Source organism: Klebsiella sp. V115_8 (assembly GCF_029967715.1).
Lineage (GTDB): Bacteria > Pseudomonadota > Gammaproteobacteria > Enterobacterales > Enterobacteriaceae > Klebsiella > Klebsiella quasipneumoniae.
The window spans coordinates 111,083-124,778 of the sequence record NZ_JASCAR010000032.1 but is presented as its reverse complement, the minus strand read 5'-3'; the positions used below and the strand labels follow the sequence as shown (position 1 = coordinate 124,778).

The 13,696-nt window shown below is 56.3% G+C and carries 16 protein-coding genes; 12 read left to right on the top strand and 4 right to left on the bottom strand.

Annotated features, from left to right (window positions below; genetic code table 11):
* The first annotated feature begins 7 nt into the window (after positions 1-7).
* The 8 genes from QLG03_RS14875 (at position 8) to QLG03_RS14840 (ending at position 6,459) form a co-directional block, all read left to right on the top strand.
* On the top strand, positions 8-709 hold the full coding sequence (locus tag QLG03_RS14875; RefSeq protein WP_004205181.1) for a YggS family pyridoxal phosphate-dependent enzyme: 702 nt from the start codon (positions 8-10) through the stop codon (positions 707-709).
* Positions 710-729: 20 nt separating this feature from the next.
* Positions 730-1,296 carry a YggT family protein gene (locus QLG03_RS14870; protein WP_002916613.1) on the top strand — a complete coding sequence of 189 codons (567 nt, stop codon included), beginning with the start codon at positions 730-732 and terminating at the stop codon, positions 1,294-1,296.
* Positions 1,293-1,583, top strand: coding sequence for a DUF167 family protein YggU (yggU, locus tag QLG03_RS14865; RefSeq protein WP_004205183.1), 291 nt, complete (start codon positions 1,293-1,295; stop codon positions 1,581-1,583). Before QLG03_RS14870 ends, yggU begins: the two co-directional genes overlap by 4 nt.
* Positions 1,584-1,595: 12 nt before the next feature.
* Entirely contained in the window at positions 1,596-2,189 is a 594-nt protein-coding gene (locus QLG03_RS14860; protein WP_023290995.1) for an XTP/dITP diphosphatase, read from the top strand.
* Positions 2,182-3,318, top strand: a complete 1,137-nt coding sequence (gene hemW / locus QLG03_RS14855) for a radical SAM family heme chaperone HemW (protein ID WP_023319135.1) — start codon at positions 2,182-2,184, stop codon at positions 3,316-3,318. Before QLG03_RS14860 ends, hemW begins: the two co-directional genes overlap by 8 nt.
* A gap of 304 nt (positions 3,319-3,622) precedes the next feature.
* Positions 3,623-4,609, top strand: coding sequence for a TRAP transporter substrate-binding protein (locus QLG03_RS14850; protein WP_048298270.1), 987 nt, complete (start codon positions 3,623-3,625; stop codon positions 4,607-4,609).
* A 46-nt stretch (positions 4,610-4,655) separates the two neighbouring features.
* Complete coding sequence (locus QLG03_RS14845; RefSeq protein WP_255988795.1) at positions 4,656-5,147, top strand: TRAP transporter small permease; 492 nt, start codon at positions 4,656-4,658, stop codon at positions 5,145-5,147.
* A 10-nt stretch (positions 5,148-5,157) separates the two neighbouring features.
* Positions 5,158-6,459, top strand: a complete 1,302-nt coding sequence (locus tag QLG03_RS14840; protein WP_050533744.1) for a TRAP transporter large permease subunit — start codon at positions 5,158-5,160, stop codon at positions 6,457-6,459.
* Between the two features lie 188 nt (positions 6,460-6,647).
* Here the strand turns inward: QLG03_RS14840 and QLG03_RS14835 are convergent, their stop codons facing one another.
* From QLG03_RS14835 to trmB, 4 genes are all read right to left on the bottom strand, one after another.
* The gene (locus tag QLG03_RS14835) at positions 6,648-7,655 is read right to left on the bottom strand and encodes a DUF1202 family protein (RefSeq protein WP_255988797.1); all 1,008 of its coding nucleotides are present in this window, start codon (positions 7,653-7,655) and stop codon (positions 6,648-6,650) included.
* Between the two features lie 110 nt (positions 7,656-7,765).
* Positions 7,766-8,485, bottom strand: a complete 720-nt coding sequence (locus QLG03_RS14830) for a DUF2884 domain-containing protein (RefSeq protein ID WP_032428990.1) — start codon at positions 8,483-8,485, stop codon at positions 7,766-7,768.
* A gap of 50 nt (positions 8,486-8,535) precedes the next feature.
* Positions 8,536-8,862, bottom strand: coding sequence for a YggL family protein (locus tag QLG03_RS14825; RefSeq protein WP_023291003.1), 327 nt, complete (start codon positions 8,860-8,862; stop codon positions 8,536-8,538).
* Positions 8,862-9,581: a tRNA (guanosine(46)-N7)-methyltransferase TrmB gene (trmB, locus tag QLG03_RS14820; protein ID WP_004205192.1), complete on the bottom strand. Its 720-nt coding sequence runs from the start codon at positions 9,579-9,581 to the stop codon at positions 8,862-8,864. Before trmB ends, QLG03_RS14825 begins: the two co-directional genes overlap by 1 nt.
* A gap of 136 nt (positions 9,582-9,717) precedes the next feature.
* Between trmB and mutY the strand changes: the two genes are divergently transcribed.
* The 4 genes from mutY (at position 9,718) to QLG03_RS14800 (ending at position 13,654) form a co-directional block, all read left to right on the top strand.
* Positions 9,718-10,776, top strand: a complete 1,059-nt coding sequence (gene mutY / locus QLG03_RS14815; protein WP_072420613.1) for an A/G-specific adenine glycosylase — start codon at positions 9,718-9,720, stop codon at positions 10,774-10,776.
* Positions 10,777-10,803: 27 nt separating this feature from the next.
* Positions 10,804-11,079: an oxidative damage protection protein gene (locus QLG03_RS14810; protein WP_004105744.1), complete on the top strand. Its 276-nt coding sequence runs from the start codon at positions 10,804-10,806 to the stop codon at positions 11,077-11,079.
* A 48-nt stretch (positions 11,080-11,127) separates the two neighbouring features.
* Positions 11,128-12,210: a membrane-bound lytic murein transglycosylase MltC gene (mltC, locus tag QLG03_RS14805; protein ID WP_002916629.1), complete on the top strand. Its 1,083-nt coding sequence runs from the start codon at positions 11,128-11,130 to the stop codon at positions 12,208-12,210.
* Between the two features lie 190 nt (positions 12,211-12,400).
* Positions 12,401-13,654 carry a nucleoside permease gene (locus QLG03_RS14800; RefSeq protein WP_023291005.1) on the top strand — a complete coding sequence of 418 codons (1,254 nt, stop codon included), beginning with the start codon at positions 12,401-12,403 and terminating at the stop codon, positions 13,652-13,654.
* Positions 13,655-13,696 lie beyond the last annotated feature (42 nt).

The following is a 13,696-nucleotide window of genomic DNA, read 5'->3' as shown; positions in this document are numbered from 1 at the left end:
TCGGAATATGAACGATATTGCGCATAACCTGGCACAGGTCCGGGACAAAATCTCCGGTGCCGCCGCCCGTTGCGGGCGTGCGCCAGAAGAAGTGACATTGCTTGCAGTGAGTAAAACGAAACCTGCGAGCGCGATCGAAGAAGCCATCGCGGCAGGCCAGCGGGCATTTGGTGAAAACTACGTCCAGGAGGGCGTGGAGAAGATTAACCATTTCCAGCAGGCAGGCGTCAGCGGTCTGCAGTGGCACTTTATTGGCCCCCTGCAGTCCAACAAAAGCCGGCTGGTGGCCGAACATTTTGACTGGTGCCACACCGTCGATCGGTTGAAAATCGCCACCCGCCTGAACGAGCAGCGCCCGGCGCATTTGCCGCCGCTGAAGGTACTGATTCAAATCAACATTAGCGATGAGCAGAGTAAATCCGGCATCCCGCTGGAAGCGCTCGATGCTTTAGCGGCGGAGATCGCTGAGTTACCTCATCTGGAGCTGCGCGGCCTGATGGCGATCCCCGCGCCTGAGTCAGAATATGTAAGGCAGTTTGCCGTCGCCCAGCAAATGGCGGTAGCATTTGCGCGGTTAAAAACGCGGTACCCCACGGTCGATACGTTGTCTCTGGGAATGTCGGACGATATGGAAGCCGCTATCGCGGCGGGAAGCACAATGGTGCGCATCGGCACGGCCATTTTTGGTGCGCGCGACTACAGCAAATAATAAGGAATCTGAGGAACGCCATGAAGACGTTGACTTTCCTGCTTTCAACGGTCATTGAGCTTTACACGATGGTCGTGTTGTTACGCGTCTGGATGCAGTGGGCGCGCTGCGACTTTTACAACCCGTTTTCGCAGTTTGTGGTAAAGGCCACGCAGCCGATTGTCGGGCCGCTGCGCCGGATTATCCCGGCAATGGGGCCGATTGACAGCGCCTCGCTGCTGGTGGCATTCATCCTCTGCGTCATCAAAGCGATCGTACTGTTTATGGTGATCACCTTCCAGCCGATCATATGGATCTCCGCCCTGCTTATTCTGCTGAAAACCATCGGCTCGCTGATCTTCTGGGTGCTCCTGCTGATGGCGATCATGAGCTGGGTCAGCCAGGGACGCAGCCCGGTGGAGTATGTGCTGATGCAGCTGGCGGACCCGCTGCTGCGCCCTATCCGCAACCTGCTGCCGTCGATGGGCGGTATCGATTTCTCACCGATGGTGCTGGTGCTGCTGCTGTACGTGATCAATATGGGTATCGCCGAGGTGCTGCAGGCCACCGGTAACGTACTGCTGCCGGGGCTGTGGATGGCGCTATGAGTGCCGTTGAAAGCTGCGCTGACGGGCTGGTGCTGAGGCTGTATATTCAGCCGAAGGCCAGCCGCGACAGCATCGTGGGCGTGCATGGCGACGAGCTTAAAGTCGCCATTACCGCCCCGCCCGTTGATGGCCAGGCCAATGCCCATCTGGTGAAATTTCTCGCCAAACAGTTCCGCGTCGCCAAAAGCCAGGTACTGATTGAAAAAGGCGAGCTGGGCCGCCATAAGCAAGTTAAAATCATCGCCCCACAACAGATCCCGACTGCGGTCGCGGCGCTAACTGAATAAACAGGATTCATCATGCAAAAAGTCGTCCTCGCTACCGGCAACGCCGGTAAAGTGCGCGAACTGGCCTCGCTGCTGGAAGATTTTGGTCTCGATATCGTCGCTCAGACCGAGCTGGGCGTCGAGTCTGCGGAAGAGACCGGCCTGACCTTTATTGAAAACGCGATTCTGAAGGCGCGTCATGCGGCGCAGATCACCGGCCTGCCGGCTATCGCCGACGATTCCGGTCTGGCCGTCGATGCCCTGGGCGGCGCGCCGGGCATCTACTCCGCCCGCTATGCCGGCGTCGACGCCAGCGACCAGCAGAACCTTGAGAAACTGCTCGACGCCCTGCAGGACGTGCCGGACGACCAGCGCCAGGCGCAATTCCACTGCGTACTAGTCTATCTGCGCCATGCCGAGGATCCCACGCCGCTGGTGTGCCACGGCAGCTGGCCTGGGGTGATCGCCCGGAAAGCCGCGGGTCAGGGCGGTTTCGGCTACGACCCGATCTTCTTCGTCCCGTCAGAAGGAAAAACCGCGGCCGAACTGAGCCGTGAAGAAAAGAGCGCCATTTCCCATCGCGGGCAAGCGCTGAAACTGTTACTGGAAGCATTACGTAATGGCTAATTTGCCGCCGCTGAGTCTCTATATCCATATTCCCTGGTGCGTGCAGAAATGCCCGTACTGCGACTTTAATTCGCATGCGCTGAAAGGCGAAGTGCCGCACGATGACTACGTCCAGCATCTGCTGAACGATCTGCGGGCCGATGCGCAGTATGCCCAGGGACGGGAAATAGGCACCATTTTTATCGGCGGCGGTACGCCGAGCCTGCTGTCCGGCCCGGCCATGCAAACCCTGCTCGATGGCGTCCGCGCCTGCCTGCCGCTGGCCGCCGGGGCGGAAATCACCATGGAAGCCAACCCGGGCACCGTGGAGGCCGATCGCTTCGTTGATTACCAGCGCGCCGGGGTGAATCGCATCTCCATCGGCGTACAAAGCTTTAGCGAACCGAAGCTGCAGCGGCTGGGGCGGATCCACGGCCCGGAAGAGGCCAAACGCGCGGCACGCCTCGCCAGCGGCCTGGGCCTGCGCAGTTTCAATCTCGACCTGATGCACGGTTTGCCGGACCAGTCTCTGGAGGAGGCGCTGGACGATCTGCGTCAGGCCATTGCTCTCAACCCGCCGCATCTCTCGTGGTACCAGCTGACCATTGAGCCGAACACCTTGTTCGGCTCCCGGCCGCCGGTGCTGCCGGATGACGACGCGCTATGGGATATTTTCGAGCAGGGGCATCAGCTGCTGAGCGCCGCCGGCTACCAGCAGTACGAGACTTCCGCTTACGCCAAACCGGGCTATCAGTGTCAGCATAATCTCAATTACTGGCGCTTTGGCGACTACCTTGGCATCGGCTGCGGCGCGCACGGCAAGATAACCTTCCCGGACGGGCGCATTCTGCGTACTGCCAAAACCCGCCACCCGCGCGGCTATATGGAAGGCCGCTACCTCGAACGTCAGCATGATGTGGAAGAGGCGGATAAACCGTTTGAGTTCTTTATGAACCGTTTTCGCCTGCTGGAGGCCGCGCCCCGCGCGGAATTCCGCCGTTATACCGGTCTTGATGAAGCGGCGATCCGTCCGCAGCTGGACGCGGCGATAGCTCAGGGCTATCTGCAGGAAGACGAGCAGAACTGGCAGATCACCGAGCATGGAAAGCTGTTTTTAAATTCTCTTCTCGAACTATTCCTTAGCGAATAAATATCGTTATCCCATTCCCGCCAGGCAGAGTGCGGGAATGGGAATAACTCGATTCCTCCGCCATATATACCTTATTATATCCGATTCATTCTTATTAAATATTCCACCCTTAAATTAATTTGCATTAATTAATACAAGTCAAATATCAATCCAGCAATAATATCGGTTATTTCCTTACCTCATTGCCAGAAAGTGTGAGTCAGGTAGTTTAAAGATGTACGACAACAAAGATAATATGTCATACAGAAATAAAGCATGATGCTAAAGATATTGACCAATTATCCCAAGTGCATGGAGCCAACTCATGAAAAAATACCCTTTTTCTCGTTCTCTGGTAGGTATAGCTTTACTGGCCCTACTCTCCGCAGGAGCCGTCGCGGCTGAAAAAGTCACGTTAAAACTGGCACATAACCTTGAGCGTAGCCATGTGGTGCATCAGGCGCTGGAGGAGATGTCCAGAGAGGTAAACCAGCTTTCTGACGGTAAGATGAAGATTCGTATTTACCCCAGTAGTCAGATGGGCAGCGCGCGCGAGACCATGGAGTTATTACAAAATGGCGCGCTGGATATGACCAAAGGTTCCGCCAGCGATCTGGAGTCTTTCGATAATATTTACGCCATTTATAATTTACCCTTCCTGTTTAACGACCAGAATCACTTCAATAAAGTCGTCTTCGGCGAGGTGGGCAAGGAAATAATGAACTCGACGAAAGAGAAAGGATTCTTTGCCCTTTCCGCTTTTGTCGCCGGGACGCGAAGCTTTTATGCCAAAAAGCCCATTACTAAACCAGAAGATTTAAAAGGACTGAAGATCCGCGTCCAGGCCAGCCCGACAACGTTAAAAATGGTCGAATTAATGGGCGGTTCCCCGACCCCCATCTCCTTTGGTGAAGTTTATACCGCCATGCAGCAGGGGGTGGTAGACGGCGCGGAAAATAACGTTCCCTCCTGGGTGCAGACGCGCCATATCGAAATCGCGAAAGTATTCTCTGAAGATGAGCACGCCTCCATCCCTGACTTCCTCGTTATCTCCAGCAAAACCTGGGACAAGCTGACGCCGGATCAGCAGCACATTCTGATCAAAGCGGCGAAAGCCTCAGAGATTTATCAGCAACAGCTGTGGCGGAAGATCGATGCCGATACCCGCGCGCAGGCCAAAGCCCTGGGCGGAGAAATAGTCAAAGTAGATAAAGCGCCGTTCCGCGCCGCCGTGCAGCCGCTATACGATGACTTTAAAAAAGATCCCAGCCAGGCCGCCCTGCTGGCCAAATTTGAAGCTGCCGCGGAATAACCTTTAACGGGCCGGCCGCAGGCCCGTTTGCACCAGGAAATCAACGATGATACTTAACCGCATTAAGCTGGCGGTGGACCGCACCATCGCCGCCTTCTCTGTCGCTGTAATGATTGCGCTGGTTGTCTGCGTCGTCTGGCAGGTATTCAGCCGCTACGTGCTCAACCAGCCAAGCACCCTGACCGACGAGCTGGCGCGCTTCTTAATGATCTGGGTCGGGCTACTGGGCGCGGCCTATACGGTCGGCGCCCAGCGTCACCTGGCGATTGATTTACTCACCATGACGCTCTCTCCCCGCGGGCAGGCGCTTTTCAGCGTCATCATTAACCTGCTGATCCTGCTGTTTGCCGGCGCAGTGATTGTAACCGGCGGCGTAAAACTGATTGCAAAAACGCTGTCGACCGCCCAGGTCTCAGCCGCGATGCAGATCCCTATGGGCTACGTGTATCTGATCCTGCCGCTCACCGGCATCATGATGATGTTTTACGCATTGTGTTTTATCAGTAACGGCCTGAAAAACATCAAACATGCAGAATAAGGAGCAACTCATGGATAGCTATATTGCACTGACGCTGTTTGGCGCTTTCTTTATTCTGGTTTTTATTGGCGTTCCCATCTCCTTCGCCATCGGTATCGCTACCGTTGGTTCGATGCTGCTGATGTTTCCCTGGGATATCGCGGTGATTACCGTGTCTCAACGCCTGGCGAACGGGCTTGATAACTTCGCGCTGCTGGCCATCCCCTTTTTTATCTTTGCCGGAACCCTGATGAACAGCGGCGGGATTGCCATACGTTTAATCAATCTGGCGCAGGTGATGGTCGGACGCGTGCCGGGCTCTCTGGGCCACGTCAACGTGCTGGCCAATATGATGTTCGGCTCGATTTCCGGTTCAGCCGTCGCCGCCGCCGCGGCGGTAGGCGGCACGCTCAACCCCATTCAGACGCAGAAAGGCTACGATCCGACCTTTTCCACAGCGGTAAACGTCTCATCCTGCATCACGGGTCTGCTTATTCCGCCGTCAAACGTCCTGATCGTCTTTTCCCTGACCGCAGGCGGCGTCTCGGTCGCCTCGCTGTTTATGGCCGGCTATTTGCCGGGCATCCTGATGGGCCTGGCTATTATGCTGGTCTGCGGCTGCATCGCTAAACGCCGCGGCTATCCGGTTTCCGAACGGCCGACCTGCGCCCAGGCGGCAAAGGCCTTTTTCGATGCTCTACCCAGCCTGCTGCTGGTCATCATTGTGATGGGCGGGATCCTTGGCGGCATTTTTACCGCGACGGAAGCCTCTGCCATCGCCGTGGTCTACACCTTTATCCTGTCGGTACTGATCTATCGGGAAGTGAAGTGGCGCGATCTGCCGAAGCTGATTCTGGAATCGGTAGTCATGACCTCTATTGTGCTGCTGCTGATTGGCTTTTCGGTGGGCATGTCGTGGGCGATGACCAACGCCGACATTCCCTACATGATAAGCGATGCGCTAATGGGGGTGTCGGAAAACCCGGTGGTGATCCTGCTGTTGATAAATATCGTGCTGCTAATCGTCGGCATTTTTATGGATATGACCCCAGCTGTGCTGATTTTCACGCCGATATTTCTGCCCATTGCTGAGGATTTGGGCATGAACCCGGTTCATTTCGGCATCATGATGGTCGCTAATCTGTGCATCGGCCTGCTGACCCCGCCGGTAGGCAGCGCGCTGTTTGTCGGCTGCTCCATTTCAGGGGTGAAAATTCAGCAGCTCATCAAACCGTTGCTGCCGTTCTACGCCGCCCTGCTGATCGCGCTGATGATGATTGTTTATATCCCGCCGATCTCGCTGTTTATTCCACAGCTGCTGGGGCTGATGTAGGGTTTTGCCCAGGAGAAGGGGCTCTCCTCCCTGAGGAAAAACGAGCGTTAGCCCCCGTGCTAACGCTTCTGCCCGGGCGGCGCTTAGCGCCCTGCCCGTCAGGCAAAAATCTTCAATATCAGAACATTGTGTCATCCGACAAGCCTATACCCGCCAGGCGCAGCCGGGCCATTCCGAACCTGATTCGGCTACTTAAGGACCCCGTCGCGGCGCATCTTCTCCAGCCCCTCCAGCCAGTATTTTTCGTCGCGAGCCAAATCCCGATAGCGTATCTCCAGCGCCATCAGCTGAGCGCTCAGTTCGCCTTTTTGCTTCTGCAGCGGCGCTATCTTTTTATCGCGCGCAGCCATCTCCGCTTTGATATTTTCACTCATCTCTTTATGCTGGCGATAATAGTTACGCTTCTGCTCATTCAGCACAGCATCGCGCTCGGCGCGCAGCGGCCCGGCATCGCAAACCGCTTTTTTCTGACAGGCGGTCAGGGCGGGTTCATAGATAGTTTTGTAGTAATGATTCTCGAATTTCAGCGGATCGTTTTGCCGATCTACTTCATACATTTTTTCCAGCATCGCCTGCTGCACGTCGCTGCGATCGAGCGTCTTGCCGTTCGCATCCGTACCCCATGAACGGTTAATCTGCTCCTCTAACGCGGCGATCTCGGTTTTCAGCGCATCCTGTTGCCCTTGCAACGTCTTCATCGTGGCTTTGCTGGCGGCAAAGCTGGCGTTAATTTTGGCAAATTGCGCCATAAATTTGTGGTCATTAACGATCAGGTTTTTACTTTCATCCCCTCCGATTTCCTTCAAGGTTCTCCCGCCCCTCTTCGCCGCCATTTGCAGCGAAAAGAATTCGGTCTGCCAGCCGGAGTCTTTGGTCCCTACCGAGGTCATCATGGCGGAGAATTTTACCGGCCGCCCCCTGGTCCAGACTCGCTCATAAAAAAAGTAATCTCCCGCGACGCCGACGCAAATATAGAGATCTTCCGCGGCGGCCATATCGCCTTCCAGCATATAGGTCGCCTGATTTCCCCGGGCGTCGAGCTGCTTTAGCATCACACGTTGCAAGCGCATAATCCCGCCAGTCTGTTCAGCAAACTGCTTTTTCACCACGTCGTCTGTTGGCGTGTTGGCATCCGCCAGCACGTAACAAGGGGAAGCGATCATCAGGACGGTGAGCGTTTTCCATGCCTCTTTCATCAGCAAATTCCTTTTATGAATACAGCAGGCATCATAAGGCGTTCGCCACCGCAGGCAGGATAAATGAAATCTGATTTTGCTACCTGCGGACGCAGGTAGCGGGATGTCGCTTACTTTAACGAGCCCACCAGCGCTTTGCGGCTGTCCTCAAGGGAGACCACTCGGCTGCAGACGTCTTTACCAAACTGCTGGAAATCGGCCTCCTGGTTTTTCCACTCGTCCTGAATCGCGGTTTGCAGACCGCCGAGGCTGCCGAGAATGCCCTGCAGCGGGTTGCCGCCGCCTTTGAGCACCGCTTTCGCCCCCATCTCGTTAATGCTGTCCTGCAGAATGCCGCCCATCGCCTGATTCACCAGCTGCTGGCCGTCGGCGCGCACCTGGTCGATGGCTTTATAGTGGAAGGTCAGGCCATCGCTGCGGCGCTCAATAATGCGGTTCATCTGTTCTTTCAGCTGCGCGTCCAGCTTAGTCAGACGACCGTGCATACTGCTGTCGGCGCCGACCTGTTCGGTAATGATTTTATCCAGCGCCTTGCGGCCTTTTTCGACTCGCGAACGCGCGCCTTCGTCAATCCACGGCAGGCTGCTGCGCAGACCGGCCTGATAATCCTGGGCCTGCTCGCGCTGGGCGGCGCTGAGGGCATAGGCCTTGCCGTTAAAGGTCAGGTTACCGTCCGGTTTGATCACCAGATTGCCATTTTCCCCTTTCACCTGGACCTGCTGCGGGGTGAGGATCACATCGTCACGCGGCGTGACGCTACACTGGTAGTCTGCATGGGCAGACAAAGCGGTGACGGAGAGCGCCACCGCCAGCAGCGTTTTACGCATCATAAAACTCCCTTAAGACAAAACGGGCCGGCAGTTGCCGACCCTTGTCAAACTTAGTCCCACCAGACGTCAAAAAGTTCGCTGGTGCGCACATCCTCTAACTTACGCGCTTCCAGCCATTGGCGCACGATGGCCTGATGCTCTTCGGTACATTTACCGATCTCCTGCATGCAGATCAGCCCCTCCCAGGAGAGATAGCCGCTGCCGTCAAAGGCCAGCTTGTTCGGCTCAATCACCTCTTCGATCAGATCGTTGACCGTCTGGTCGATCTGTTCTTCGCTGGTCCCTTCCGGGAAACGCCAGGCGACGGAGAAGCCTAACTCCTGAAACTCGTCGATATGCATTTTTTTCCGCAGACGACGGCTACGATTCTTGGCCATTATTTCACCCTCTCGAACATTAAGTCCCATACGCCGTGGCCGAGACGATGGCCACGCTGTTCAAATTTGGTTACCGGGCGCGATTCCGGGCGCGGTACGTAATCGTTGCTTGCCGACTGGTTACGGTACCCTTCCAGCGAGGACATCACTTCAAGCATATGGACGGCATAGGCTTCCCAGTCGGTCGCCATATGGAAGACGCCGCCGAGCTTCAGTTTACTTTTCACCAGCTCGGCGAAAGGCGGCTGCACGATACGACGTTTATTATGGCGCGCTTTGTGCCACGGGTCAGGGAAAAACAGCTGCACCATATTCAGCGAGTTATCCGGAATCATAGTGTGCAGCACTTCCACCGCATCGTGACACATCACGCGCAGGTTTTGCACACCTTCTTCTTCGGCCGAGGCCAGACAGGCGCCGACGCCCGGGGAGTGCACTTCGATGCCGAGGAAATTCTGTTCCGGTTTGGCTTTTGCCATCGCCACCAGCGAGGCGCCCATCCCGAAGCCAATTTCGAGGGTGACCGGCGCTTCGCGGCCAAACAGGGCGGCGAAATCGAGCGGCGCATCGTTGAATTCAACGCCCATCACCGGCCAAATGTTATCCAGCGCATGCTGCTGCCCTTTCGTCAGGCGGCCCTGGCGACGGACGAAGCTACGAATACGGCGCAGCGGACGGCCGTTTTCATCAAATTCCGGAGAGATGACGTCGTTTTTCATAAAAGTTAGGTCTGCTAGTGAAAGTGTTCGGAAAACGGGCATTATCCAAAGTTACCCGGCGGATGCAAGGGTTTACAGCCACTCGGCCTTGTGCTGCAATCTGCCACCCTGTAATCGCGATCCCGGAGCCGTAGCTTTGACTTTTCTCGCCACGCAATTTTCAGCCCAGGTCCTGGACTGGTACGACAAATACGGGCGTAAAACCCTGCCCTGGCAAATCGCCAAGACGCCCTACAAAGTATGGCTCTCCGAAGTGATGTTGCAACAAACCCAGGTGACCACGGTTATCCCGTATTTTGAACGCTTTATGGCGCGTTTCCCCACGGTGGTCGATCTCGCCAACGCGCCGCTGGATGAGGTGCTGCATCTGTGGACCGGACTGGGTTACTACGCGCGGGCGCGCAACTTACACAAAGCGGCGCAGCAGGTGACGACGCAGTACGGCGGCGAATTCCCGCAGACCTTTGACGAAGTGGCGGCGCTTCCCGGCGTCGGGCGCTCAACGGCGGGGGCCATTTTATCCCTTTCGCTCGGTCAGCATTATCCGATTCTCGACGGCAACGTGAAGCGCGTGCTCGCCCGCTGCTATGCTGTCAGCGGCTGGCCGGGGAAAAAAGAGGTGGAAAAACGGCTGTGGGAGATCAGCGAAGCGGTCACGCCGGCGAAGGGCGTGGAGCGCTTTAACCAGGCGATGATGGATCTCGGGGCGATGGTCTGCACCCGATCGAAGCCGAAGTGCGAACTGTGCCCGCTGAGCAACGGCTGCGTGGCCTACGCCAATCATTCATGGGCGGAATATCCGGGCAAAAAACCGAAGCAGACCATTCCGGAACGCACCGGCTATTTCCTGCTGATGCAGCACGGCGACGAGGTGTTTCTCGCCCAGCGTCCGCCGGTGGGCCTGTGGGGCGGATTGTTCTGTTTTCCGCAGTTTGCCGACGAAGCGGGCCTGCGCGAGTGGCTGGCACAGCGCCAGATTAAGGCCGATAATCTGACGCAGCTCACCGCTTTTCGCCACACTTTCAGCCATTTCCATCTGGATATTGTGCCGATGTGGCTTACAGTGCACTCATCTGGCGCATGCATGGATGAAGGCAACGCACTCTGGTATAACTTAGCGCAGCCGCCGTCCGTCGGTCTGGCGGCCCCCGTGGAGCGCTTGTTGCAACAGTTAAAAGCCGGAACGCCGGTATAAATTTTCGGCTATCAAAGAGGATTGATTATGAGCAGAACCATTTTTTGTACCTTCCTGCAGCGTGAAGCGGACGGCCAGGATTTTCAGCTGTATCCGGGCGAACTCGGGAAGCGCATTTACAACGAAATCTCCAAAGAAGCCTGGGCGCAGTGGCAGCACAAGCAGACCATGCTGATCAACGAGAAAAAGCTCAGCATGATGAACCCGGAGCACCGCAAGCTGCTGGAGCAGGAGATGGTGCAGTTCCTGTTTGAAGGGAAAGACGTGCACATCGAAGGCTATACGCCGCCGGAAAAACAGTAAGGGCCCTGCGGCCTTTTAAAAACAAACACAACACGCACGCCCGGAATGATGAAAAAATACTTAGCGCTCGCGCTGATTGCGCCGTTGCTCGTTTCGTGTTCCAGCTCCAATAAAAAAGGCGCCGAATACAACGAGGCCTGGGTCAAGGATACCAACGGTTTTGATATCCTGATGGGCCAGTTTGCCCACAACATCGAGAACATTTGGGGGTACAACGAAGTCCTGCTCGCCGGGCCGAAGGACTACGTCAAATACACCGACCAGTATCAAACCCGCAGCCACATAAACTTCGATGAAGGGACGATCACCGTAGAGACCATCGCCGGCACCGATCCGCGCGGACGACTGCGCCAGGCGATCGTCAAAACCCTGCTGATGGGCGATGACCCCAACTCCATCGACCTCTATTCCGATGTCGATGACATTCAGATCTCCAAAGAGCCGTTCCTCTATGGCCAGGTGGTGGATAACACAGGGGCATCGATTCGCTGGGAGTGGCGCGCCGCGCGCTTTGCCGACTATCTGCTGCAAACCCGCCTGAAGAGCCGCAACAACGGCCTGCGCGTGGTCTACAGCATCACCATCAACCTGGTGCCGAACCACCTCGACAAACGTGCGCATAAATACCTCGGCATGGTGCGTCAGGCCTCGCGTAAGTATGGGGTTGATGAGTCGCTGATCCTCGCGATTATGCAGACCGAATCCTCCTTTAACCCTTATGCGGTCAGCCATGCCGACGCCATGGGGCTGATGCAGGTGGTCCAGCACAGCGCCGGCAGAGACGTCTTCCGTTCCCAGGGTAAATCGGGCCTGCCAAGCCGCAGCTATCTGTTCGACCCGGCGAATAACATTGACACCGGTACCGCCTACCTGGCGATGCTGAACAATGTCTACCTCGCCGGCATCGATAACCCCACCTCGCGTCGCTACGCGGTGATCACCGCCTATAACGGCGGCGCCGGCAGCGTGCTGCGGGTCTTCTCCAGCGATAAAGTCCAGGCGGCCAATATCATCAACAGCATGGCGCCAGGGGACGTCTACCAGACCCTGACTACCCGCCATCCTTCGGCGGAATCGCGCCGCTATCTGTATAAAGTTAACACGGCGCAGAAAAGCTACCGCCGTAAATAACCCCCTCCTGACACCGGCCTCAGCCCCGCGCTGAGGCCGCGTTTTTTCTGCGCCATACGGTGCAATATCTTTCGGTTTTCTGCGGCAGTTAACAGAAGCCTTCGGTTGGCGAATGATAGAATCGCATCAAAATAACGGGTTTAATGTTATTTTAAAAACATAACAAGCCCATATTCGTGAGGATAACTACATGAATCTTAAGCTGCAGCTCAAAATACTGTCGTTCCTGCAGTTCTGTCTTTGGGGGAGCTGGCTTACCACGCTTGGCTCATACATGTTTGTCACCCTGAAGTTTGACGGCGCAGCAATCGGCGCGGTTTATAGCTCGCTCGGTATCGCTGCGGTGCTGATGCCGACGCTGCTCGGCATCGTCGCCGACAAGTGGATTAGCGCCAAATGGGTGTATGCCGTTTGTCACCTGGTGGGTGCGCTGACGCTGTATCTGGCGGCGCAGGTCACCACGCCGGGCGAAATGTTCCTCGTGATCCTCCTCAACTCACTGGCCTATATGCCGACGCTGGGGCTGATTAACACCATCTCTTACTATCGCCTGCAGTCGGCGGGGCTGGATATCGTTACCGATTTTCCGCCGATCCGTATCTGGGGCACTATCGGCTTTATCTTCGCCATGTGGGGCGTCAGCTTCTCCGGCTTTGAGCTGAGCCATATGCAGTTGTACATCGGTGCGACGCTGTCGGTATTGCTGGCGCTGTTCACCCTGACGCTGCCGACGATCCCGGTGGCTAACGCCCAGCGTAATCAAAGCTGGACGGAGATGCTGGGGCTTAACGCTTTCGCGCTGTTTAAAAACAAGCGCATGGCCATCTTCTTTATCTTCTCAATGATGCTCGGCGCCGAGCTGCAAATCACCAACATGTTCGGTAATACCTTCCTGCACAGCTTCGATAAAGATCCGCTGTTTGCCGGCAGCTTTATCGTCGAACACGCCTCGGTGCTGATGTCGATCTCGCAGATCTCCGAGACCCTGTTTATCCTGACCATCCCGTTCTTCCTCAGCCGCTACGGCATTAAGAACGTTATGCTGATGAGTATCGTGGCGTGGATGCTGCGCTTCGGCCTGTTCGCCTTTGGCGACCCGACGCCGTTCGGCACCGTGCTGCTGGTACTGTCGATGATCGTCTACGGTTGCGCCTTCGACTTCTTCAACATCTCCGGTTCAGTGTTCGTTGAGAAAGAGGTGCGCCCGGAAATCCGCGCCAGCGCCCAGGGGATGTTCCTGATGATGACCAACGGCTTCGGCTGTATTCTCGGTGGCATGGTGAGCGGCAAAGTGGTGGAGCACTTTACCGTCGAAGGGATCACTAACTGGCAGAGCGTGTGGCTGATTTTCGCCGGCTATTCGCTGGCGCTGGCTTTTGCCTTCGTGGCGCTGTTCAAATACAAACACGTCAGACAGCCGACCGCCGCGCAGCAGAGCGCGTGATCGGCAAAAGTAAAACGCCCCGCCTGTTCGGCGGGGCATTTT

Excerpts from the sequence above, each read along its gene's own strand:
- QLG03_RS14825 (WP_023291003.1), bottom strand. The coding sequence starts at position 8,862 with ATGGCCAAGAATCGTAGCCGTCGTCTGCGGAAAAAAATGCATATCGAC.
- QLG03_RS14875 (WP_004205181.1), top strand. The coding sequence starts at position 8 with ATGAACGATATTGCGCATAACCTGGCACAGGTCCGGGACAAAATCTCC.
- QLG03_RS14830 (WP_032428990.1), bottom strand. The coding sequence starts at position 8,485 with ATGATGCGTAAAACGCTGCTGGCGGTGGCGCTCTCCGTCACCGCTTTG.
- QLG03_RS14810 (WP_004105744.1), top strand. The coding sequence starts at position 10,804 with ATGAGCAGAACCATTTTTTGTACCTTCCTGCAGCGTGAAGCGGACGGC.
- QLG03_RS14850 (WP_048298270.1), top strand. The coding sequence starts at position 3,623 with ATGAAAAAATACCCTTTTTCTCGTTCTCTGGTAGGTATAGCTTTACTG.
- QLG03_RS14860 (WP_023290995.1), top strand. The coding sequence starts at position 1,596 with ATGCAAAAAGTCGTCCTCGCTACCGGCAACGCCGGTAAAGTGCGCGAA.
- QLG03_RS14800 (WP_023291005.1), top strand. The coding sequence starts at position 12,401 with ATGAATCTTAAGCTGCAGCTCAAAATACTGTCGTTCCTGCAGTTCTGT.
- hemW (WP_023319135.1), top strand. The coding sequence starts at position 2,182 with ATGGCTAATTTGCCGCCGCTGAGTCTCTATATCCATATTCCCTGGTGC.
- QLG03_RS14835 (WP_255988797.1), bottom strand. The coding sequence starts at position 7,655 with ATGAAAGAGGCATGGAAAACGCTCACCGTCCTGATGATCGCTTCCCCT.
- trmB (WP_004205192.1), bottom strand. The coding sequence starts at position 9,581 with ATGAAAAACGACGTCATCTCTCCGGAATTTGATGAAAACGGCCGTCCG.
- QLG03_RS14870 (WP_002916613.1), top strand. The coding sequence starts at position 730 with ATGAAGACGTTGACTTTCCTGCTTTCAACGGTCATTGAGCTTTACACG.
- mltC (WP_002916629.1), top strand. The coding sequence starts at position 11,128 with ATGAAAAAATACTTAGCGCTCGCGCTGATTGCGCCGTTGCTCGTTTCG.
- QLG03_RS14840 (WP_050533744.1), top strand. The coding sequence starts at position 5,158 with ATGGATAGCTATATTGCACTGACGCTGTTTGGCGCTTTCTTTATTCTG.
- QLG03_RS14845 (WP_255988795.1), top strand. The coding sequence starts at position 4,656 with ATGATACTTAACCGCATTAAGCTGGCGGTGGACCGCACCATCGCCGCC.
- yggU (WP_004205183.1), top strand. The coding sequence starts at position 1,293 with ATGAGTGCCGTTGAAAGCTGCGCTGACGGGCTGGTGCTGAGGCTGTAT.